The organism is Candidatus Pelagibacter communis (genome assembly GCF_001179925.1).
Lineage (GTDB): Bacteria > Pseudomonadota > Alphaproteobacteria > Pelagibacterales > Pelagibacteraceae > Pelagibacter > Pelagibacter ubique_E.
Window position 1 is genome coordinate 23,259 of the sequence record NZ_CVSF01000001.1, and the last position, 8,341, is coordinate 31,599.

11 protein-coding genes are annotated in these 8,341 nt (G+C 27.4%); 1 reads left to right on the top strand and 10 read right to left on the bottom strand.

Annotated features, from left to right (window positions below):
* Genes plsX through AMN70_RS00150 form a run of 3 tightly spaced genes read right to left on the bottom strand, consistent with a single transcriptional unit; the run spans nt 1 to nt 1,669 of the window.
* Complete coding sequence (gene plsX, locus AMN70_RS00140) at nt 1–1,002, bottom strand: phosphate acyltransferase PlsX (RefSeq protein WP_075500883.1); 1,002 nt, start codon at nt 1,000–1,002, stop codon at nt 1–3.
* Nucleotides 1,003–1,013: 11 nt separating this feature from the next.
* The gene (rpmF, locus tag AMN70_RS00145) at nt 1,014–1,196 is read right to left on the bottom strand and encodes a 50S ribosomal protein L32 (RefSeq protein ID WP_075500885.1); all 183 of its coding nucleotides are present in this window, start codon (nt 1,194–1,196) and stop codon (nt 1,014–1,016) included.
* A 2-nt stretch (nt 1,197–1,198) separates the two neighbouring features.
* Nucleotides 1,199–1,669: a ubiquinol-cytochrome C chaperone family protein gene (locus AMN70_RS00150; RefSeq protein ID WP_075500887.1), complete on the bottom strand. Its 471-nt coding sequence runs from the start codon at nt 1,667–1,669 to the stop codon at nt 1,199–1,201.
* Between AMN70_RS00150 and AMN70_RS00155 the strand changes: the two genes are divergently transcribed.
* Nucleotides 1,668–2,129 (top strand): outer membrane protein assembly factor BamE domain-containing protein, encoded by a 462-nt coding sequence (locus AMN70_RS00155; RefSeq protein ID WP_075500889.1) that lies wholly within the window; start codon nt 1,668–1,670, stop codon nt 2,127–2,129. The two genes, AMN70_RS00150 and AMN70_RS00155, sit on opposite strands and share 2 nt — an antisense overlap.
* 17 nt (nt 2,130–2,146) lie before the next feature.
* Here AMN70_RS00155 and AMN70_RS00160 read toward each other — a convergent pair whose 3' ends face one another.
* The 7 genes from AMN70_RS00160 to AMN70_RS00190 all read right to left on the bottom strand — a co-directional run.
* Nucleotides 2,147–4,252, bottom strand: a complete 2,106-nt coding sequence (locus AMN70_RS00160; RefSeq protein WP_075500891.1) for a sodium-translocating pyrophosphatase — start codon at nt 4,250–4,252, stop codon at nt 2,147–2,149.
* Nucleotides 4,253–4,328: 76 nt separating this feature from the next.
* Nucleotides 4,329–5,288, bottom strand: coding sequence for a thiamine-phosphate kinase (gene thiL / locus AMN70_RS00165; RefSeq protein ID WP_075500893.1), 960 nt, complete (start codon nt 5,286–5,288; stop codon nt 4,329–4,331).
* The gene (locus tag AMN70_RS00170) at nt 5,275–5,685 is read right to left on the bottom strand and encodes a transcription antitermination factor NusB (RefSeq protein WP_075500895.1); all 411 of its coding nucleotides are present in this window, start codon (nt 5,683–5,685) and stop codon (nt 5,275–5,277) included. Before AMN70_RS00170 ends, thiL begins: the two co-directional genes overlap by 14 nt.
* Nucleotides 5,685–6,071 carry a 6,7-dimethyl-8-ribityllumazine synthase gene (gene ribH / locus AMN70_RS00175; RefSeq protein WP_075500897.1) on the bottom strand — a complete coding sequence of 129 codons (387 nt, stop codon included), beginning with the start codon at nt 6,069–6,071 and terminating at the stop codon, nt 5,685–5,687. Before ribH ends, AMN70_RS00170 begins: the two co-directional genes overlap by 1 nt.
* Entirely contained in the window at nt 6,068–7,171 is a 1,104-nt protein-coding gene (ribB, locus tag AMN70_RS00180; protein ID WP_075500899.1) for a 3,4-dihydroxy-2-butanone-4-phosphate synthase, read from the bottom strand. The genes ribH and ribB overlap by 4 nt, the downstream gene beginning before the upstream one ends.
* Nucleotides 7,168–7,752 carry a riboflavin synthase gene (locus AMN70_RS00185; RefSeq protein WP_075500900.1) on the bottom strand — a complete coding sequence of 195 codons (585 nt, stop codon included), beginning with the start codon at nt 7,750–7,752 and terminating at the stop codon, nt 7,168–7,170. Before AMN70_RS00185 ends, ribB begins: the two co-directional genes overlap by 4 nt.
* A 1-nt stretch (nt 7,753) precedes the next feature.
* A partial coding sequence (locus AMN70_RS00190; protein WP_143323391.1) for a RibD family protein occupies nt 7,754–8,341 on the bottom strand: 588 nt, incomplete at its 5' end.

Below are 8,341 nucleotides of genomic sequence, written 5' to 3' on the forward strand. Positions count from 1 at the left end.
TTAGATGTTTTTTTTAATTTTTTCTATTAAATTACCTTTAATTATTCTGCAACAAACATCAAGTGAATTAGAGAAACCAATATAATCAGTCCCACCATGACTTTTAACCACAGGTGAGTCTAAGCCGATAAATATAGCCCCGTTATATAATCTTGGATCTAGCCTTTTTTTAAATTTTTTTAAATTAGAGATATTTAGTAAAGAGGAAATCTTACCAATCATCGTTCCTCCTAATGCTTTTTTAAGTTCGTCTGTTATAAAACTTGCAGTGCCTTCAGCGGTTTTAAGTGCTACATTTCCTGTAAAACCATCTGAAACAATCACATTTACATCTCCATTCATTAGTTCATTTCCTTCTATATAGCCTTTAAATTCAAAATCATTAGTTTTTTTATCATTCAATATTTTAAAAGTTTCCTTAATAGTTTCATTTCCTTTCAATTCTTCAGAACCAATATTTAATAAAGCTACTTTTGGTGTTTCATCAGGATATAGTGATTTATACAAAGATGCACCCATCACTGAAAAATCAAATAAATTTTTAGAACTACACTCAATGTTAGCTCCTAGGTCCAAAACAACACTCATGCCTTTTTTATTTGGCCATAAAGCTGATAGCGCAGGTTTGTCTATATTGTCTATCATTTTTAGATTGAGTTTTGAAATAACTAATAATCCTCCAGTATTGCCTGCAGAAATAATAATATCGCAATCTTTATTTTTAATACTCTCTACTGCAAGCCACATACTGGTATCTTTACCCCTTTTCGCTGCTTCAAGAGGGCTATCTTCACTTGATACTTTATTCAATGTATTAACTATTTGATAATTATTTCTATCAATTTTATTGTTAAGATGTTTTGAAATTGTATTTTCATCACCAAAAATTTTATAAAATATATCTTTATTTCTAGAATGATGATGGATAATACCTTTTATTATTTTTTCTGGAGAATTATCACCCCCCATTGCATCTACTGCAATTTTGATAAATGATGACATTTATAAAAAAATTATTCTTTAGGGTCTAAAACTTGTCGACCTTTATACATGCCTGTTTTTAAATCTAAGTGATGAGATAGTCTATATTCTCCAGATTTTTTGTCTTCGACAACATTTTTAGAAGAGAATTTCATATTTTGTGCTCTTCTCATTCCAGTTCTAGACGGTGTTTGTTTACGTTTTGGTACAGCCATAATTATTGATTACTTACACTTTTTATATAGGAATTCAAATTATTTTTTGAAAGATGTTCTTGAAAATCATCAAAATATTTAACTAAATATTCAATATCATCAAAATTTTCTAAAAACGTTGATAACTTCTCTTTTTTTTTAGTAATGTCTAACTCATCCCAAAAATGAATTTCTGAGATAATACCATGAAATACATTTATATAATCTTTCATCTTTTTATTAATAGATTGATCTCCATAACCTATTTCTCTAATTGTTAATTCTAATTGTCTAAAATTAAAATCATATAATTCCTGTAATTTTTTATCATTTTCTTTATTCTTAAATTCTTTCAGAATAAAAGCAAAATGTAATAAAAATAATATCATTCTATCACTAAAACTATCTTGACTACTTTTAACACCTAAATAAAGAGATTTATTAGTAGTTAATTTAATTAAATTATTATAAAAATTAAGATATTCAGTTTTCATGAAAAAAATACTAATACTCTCATTTATATTATTATCAAGTTGTTCGTTGAACAATGTTGTAAATCATCACGGTGTACATAATTTAGAACAAAAGCAAACTAAGCTCAAAATTAATTATTCTAATAGAAATGATATAATTAAGTTAATAGGCCCCCCATCTACAAAAAGCACATTTGATAATGATATATATATTTATATTGAACGAAAAACTAGCAACTCCAAACTTACTAAATTAGGAAAAAAAAAATTAATTAAAAATGATGTTTTGGTACTAGAAATTGATAATACCGGAATTCTTTTAAGTAAAAAATTTTACAATAAAAATGATATGAATAAAATTGTTTTTGATGAAAATGAAACAGGTATCAATTATTCAAAAAGATCTTTCATATATAGTTTTCTAAGTTCAGTTAGACAGAAAATTGATGATCCTCTCGGTAAAAAGAGAATCAAGAACTAAAATAAAATAAGACTATTTTAACCTGCAATAACTGCCAATAATAATAAAGCAACTATATTTGTAATCTTAATCATGGGATTTACAGCTGGTCCTGCAGTATCCTTGTAGGGGTCACCTACAGTATCACCAGTTACAGCAGCTTTATGAGCTTCTGAACCTTTGCCTCCATGATTACCGTCTTCTATATATTTTTTTGCATTGTCCCAAGCTCCACCGCCTGCTGTCATAGAAACAGCAACAAATAAACCAGTTATAATGACTCCTAGTAACATTGCTCCAACAGCAGCTAAAGCAGCAACTTGTCCGCCAATACTCAAAATAATAAAATAAAGAACGACCGGGGAAAGCACTGGTAATAAAGATGGAATTATCATCTCCTTGATAGCAGCAACCGTAAGAAGATCAACTAATTTTGCATAATCTGGTTTTTGTTTTCTTTTCATTATACCAGGATATTTTTTAAATTGTCTTCTAACTTCTATAACAACTGCCCCACCAGCTCTACCAACGGCTTGCATACCCATTGATCCAAACAAATATGGTAGCATTCCACCAATCAATAGACCAACAACAACATATGGATTTGAAAGGTCAAAAGTAACAACTATCCCTTCAAGTGCTGATCCTGCTTCTTTTGAAAAATGTTTAATATCTTCTGTATAAGCAGCAAACAAAACTAAAGCACCTAGACCAGCAGATCCAATCGCATAACCTTTTGTGACAGCTTTGGTTGTATTACCGACAGCATCTAATGCATCAGTAGTTTTTCTAACTTTTTTGTCCAAATTTGACATTTCTGCTATACCGCCAGCATTGTCAGTGACCGGTCCATATGCATCAAGCGCCACTACCATTCCTGCTAAAGCTAACATTGTTGTGACTGCGATTGCAATTCCAAACAGACCTGCAATGTAATTTGTTAGTAGAATTCCAGCTACAATTATAATTGCAGGGATTGCTGTTGCCTCAAGAGAAATTGCTAATCCTTGAATTACATTAGTTCCATGTCCTGTTGTAGAGGATGCTGCAACTGACCTTACAGGACGATAACCAGTACCTGTATAGTATTCAGTGACCCATATAAGTAATCCTGTAATTACTAGACCTATTACTCCACAATAATACAAACTCATACCGTTAAAGGTTTTATCATTAACTGAATATTCATTAGTAAAACCAATTACATAATCAGTTACTGGATAAAGAATTATTAGAGACGCAATTGCAGAAACTACGAAACCTTTATATAGCGCATTCATTACATTATTTGTATTTCCAAGTTTTACAAAAAATGTTCCTATAATTGATGTTAGAATACACGCACCACCAATTGTTAATGGATATATCATCATATTTAAATCTCCAACAAAGAAGATCGAGGAAAGAACCATAGTAGCTACAATTGTAACTGCATAAGTTTCAAATAAATCAGCCGCCATACCAGCACAGTCACCAACATTGTCTCCTACATTATCAGCAATTACTGCAGGATTTCTAGGATCATCTTCTGGAATACCAGCTTCAACTTTACCAACTAAATCAGCACCAACGTCAGCACCTTTAGTAAAAATCCCTCCACCAAGTCTAGCAAAAATAGAAATTAGAGAGGCACCAAAACCAAGAGCAACAAGAGCATTAACAATTTCTCTCTCATTAATGTTAAACTTAAGTAAAAGATAATAATAAACTGCTATAGCCAAAAGAGCTAAACCAGCTACTAACATTCCAGTAACTGCTCCAGATTTAAATGCCACTGAAAGACCTTGTGCTAGACCTTTTCTGGAAGCCTCTGCAGTTCTTACATTAGCTTGAACTGAAACCAACATACCTACGTATCCTGCTATACCAGACAATGCTGCTCCTATAAGGTAACCCAAACCAACTAAAGGACTAAATGCAACACTAACAATTATCAAGACAACAATACCAACAATTGCAATTGTTTTATATTGTCTAGCCAAATAAGCTTTAGCACCAATTTGAATTGCAGAAGCAATATCTTGCATTTTTGCATTTCCTGTACTTGAATTTAAAATATTTTTACCAGTAAAATATCCATAAACGATAGATAAGAAGCCGGCCCCGATGGTGTATAATAGTATTGTTTCTACTGATATATTCATAATTACCTTAGTTAATTGGTTGTTAAATTTTAAGCCCGGACAATACAAAAAAAGCTAAAAAAGACAATAATTAAGTTTAAAATTGGTGAGTATAGCCTTTATATTTAGTCCTTAAATTATTACCTTTTTTATCGGTAATTAAAGATTTTTTTGAATTAGGTATAATTTTTCCAATTTTAGTTATTTTTATACCTAAATTTTTAGATATTTTTTTTATGATTCTAGCTTTGTTTAATCCTGCCGTAAATAATATTTGATAATCATCACCTTTAGAAACCATTTCTAACTTTGGAATTCTTATATTTTTACTTAAAGATCTTAAATTTTTTGAAATAGGTATAGAGTCTAAATAAAGTCTATAATTTAATTTTTGTTTATTAATTAATTTTTCCAAATCAGAAATTAATCCATCAGAAATATCAATTGATGAATTTGAAAATTTCAAAAGTTCGTCACATAAATCAATTTGAATTTCGGGTTTATAATATTTATCAATGAAATAATTATGATATTTCTTTTTAATTTTGATTTTTTTCTTTAAAATTTGAAGTCCAATATAACTATCACCAAGATTTCCTGTTACATAGATATCATCATTGTTTTTAGCTTTATTTCTCAAAATAATATTCTTAGAATAGCCAATAACAGTAATTGAAAAGCTCATTTTTTTTGAAAAAGTTGTGTCACCGCCACTTAGAAAAATATTATATTTTTTTTGTTCCTCTGATAATGAACTCGAAATTTTTGATAAATTTTTTTTTGAAAAATGATTTGAATTTCCAGATCCTGAAATAAAATAAAATTTTGGTTTCACTCCTTTGCAAATTAAGTCTGAAATAGAGGATCTAATTATTTTTTTTATTACTAGTTTGGGATTTTTGAAATTTAAAAAATGAATTCCCTCATTGTATGTATCTATAGAAATAACTAATTCTCTCTTTTTGTCAAAAAAAACATCATCATTAAGATAAAAGGCACCTTTATTTTTGAAAGATAATTTAGAGAAATACCTTCTAATTAAATCAAATTCCTGCATTTTTAGATCTTAGTTTTTTACCAATGTTATCTAGTAAAGCGTTGAGATATTTAGTTTGAGAATTTTCAAGAAAAAAATTAGATGAATTTAAATATTCTTTAATGATTATATTAATTGATAAATTAGGTTTATATAAAATTTCATAAGTAGCTGCTTTAAGAATTGTTTGAAAAACTTTATCCAAATTTTTAAAAATCAATTTACTACCTAATTCATTTTCTAATTCATCTATTATAAGATCATTTCTCTCTATGGTTCCTAAAACAACATCTTTTATGAATTTTTTAAACCGATGTTTTGGAAATGATAAATCATCATCATTATTAAAAAATCTACCATATAATTTTTGAATAATAATTACCCTTGGGTTATTTTTTGGACTAAAATAAGATTTCATTATTGTGATAGGATCGAAATTACTGCTGTTGCAGCTTCAGCACCCTTTTTTTTTCTAGCTATTGCTTGTTTTTTACTTAAACAAGTTATAATACCATTTCCGATTGGTTTTTTTGAATCGATTGATAGTTTCATAATAGCGTTCGTTGAAGCTTGAGATATAAAATTAAAATGAGGTGTTTGTCCTTTTATTACACATCCTAATGCTAGAAAGGCATCAAATTTTTTTATATTTTTTGCAATTGTTACCGGTATCTCGAATACACCAGGAACATTTATAATTTTTATCTTATAATTTTTTGGTAACTTTTTTTTTGAACTTTTAATTAACCCAGCAGAAATATCTTTATAATAATTAGCGTTAACTATAAGTAAATTTTTTTTCATCCTAAAAATTCTTGTTTCGTTATTTTTATATTATAGCCTTCCAAACCAATAACATTTTTTGGCGATCTAGTAATTAATATCATCTTTTTAATTTTTAAATCTTTGATAATTTGAGCACCTATACCATAATTTCTGATAAGTTTATCATTACCTTTTTTATATATACTTTTATCTTTATAGTTTTTTAAAGTTTGTGTCACAGACTTAAGATTGGTATCTTTTATAAAGACTAAAACACAATTATTAAATTTTCTAAAGTAATTTAATGTTTTATTAAACGAATTTGGTAATTTTTGATTAATTAAGTAATTGTAAACTACATTCGATGAAATAACTCTTACTCTTGGAATTATTCCTTTTTTAATTTTTCCTTTAATAAGTGCAAAGTGTTCGGAACCGTCTAATAAATTTTCGTAAATCTTTATTTTATAACTTTGATTTTTAACTTTTATGTCTGATGTTTTCTTTAACCTAATTAATTTTTCTTTTTTTAACCTATAGGCAATTAAATCTTCAATTTTACCAATTTTTAATTTATGTCTTTTAGCAAAATTAAATAAATCTTGGCCTTTTGCCATTGTCCCATCCTCATTCATTATTTCACAGATAACAGCTGAATTATTTTTTTTTGCTAATTTTGAAATGTCGACTGATGCCTCTGTGTGGCCAGCTCTTACAAGAACTCCACCATCTTTTGCAATTATTGGAAAAACATGTCCGGGTGATACAATATCTTTTTTATTTACATTTTTTTTTGATGCAATTTTAATTGTACGTGCTCTATCTTTAGCTGATATGCCAGTAGTAATTCCTTTCTTTGCTTCAATTGATACAGTAAAGGCAGTTTTATTTCTTGATTGATTTATAGGAGACATTAAAGATAAGTTTAATCTTTTAGCTTGTAAACTATCTAAAGCTAAACAGATTAATCCTCTGCCAAATTTAGCCATAAAATTTATATTTTTTGCATTTGTGTCTGATGTGGAGATTACTAAGTCTCCTTCATTTTCTCTTTTCTCATCATCAACTAAAATAAACATACCACCCTTTTTGGCTACATTTATGATATTTTCGATTGGAGCATAATTACTTTTTTTCATGAAAAAAAGTTTTTAACGTATTTAGAAAGTATGTCTATTTCAATGTTAACAAAACTTCCTTTTTTTAACCTCGATAAATTAGTCAACTTGAGTGTGTGAGGAATAACCCATATTTGAAAGCCCTTCTTGGTTAATTTTGATATAGTCAAAGAAATACCATTTATACAAATTGAAGCCTTTTCAATTATATTTTTTCTTTGATTTCTTGAAATTTCAAAATCAAAAAGAAAAGATTTATCAATCTTTCTTATATTAAGAATCTTTCCTACTGTATCAACGTGACCTTGACATATATGACCAGAAATTTTTTGACCATATCTTAAAGGAAGTTCTAAATTAATAATTTCATTTTTCTTAAGATTCTTAAATCTAGATCTTTCAAGAGTTTCATTAGAAAGATAGAATTCCATTATTTTTTTTTTAATCGTTATAAGGGTTAGACATACTCCATCACAAGCTATTGAAACTCCAACATCTTTTTTATTTAATTTAAGATTAGATTTAATGAATATATTGATCCCTTTAGATCTTTTTAAAATTTTTGTTACTGATCCTTTATAAAAAATTATACCGTTAAACATTTCATCTTTTATAGATTGTTATCTTATCTTTTGCCAGTTTACTGGTGGATTTTAATTCAGAATTAAAGATTTTGCTCAAAATTTTTAAAGATGTAAAATGTAGATGTTTGCCGTTCTTCGATAAAATTTTCGGACTTTTAAACACATAAAAGATATTAATCAATCTTTTTTTTAAAAAATTTTTAGTAATTTTATCACCACCTTCCAATAATAAATTTCTGATACCTAATTTATATAATCTATGTAAAATCATTCTTAAGTCAAAATACTTATTACTATTTAATCTTAATTTGATTAAATTTATCCCTCTTTTTTTTAATTTATTTATCTTTGATTTATTTGAAGAATTATAAAAAATAATTGTATTATCTTTTTTTGCTGATTTAAAAATATAACTTTTTAAATTAATTTCTAAAAATTTATCCAAGATTATTCTTTTAGGAGAAAAATTTTCATATCCTTTTAAACGGCAATTTAATTTAGGATTATCAATATTAAGAGTTTTACTAGAAATCATTATAGCGTCATTTTTAAATCTTAAAAAGTGTGATAATTTATCTGACACTTGGTCGGTAATTCTCTTATTTTT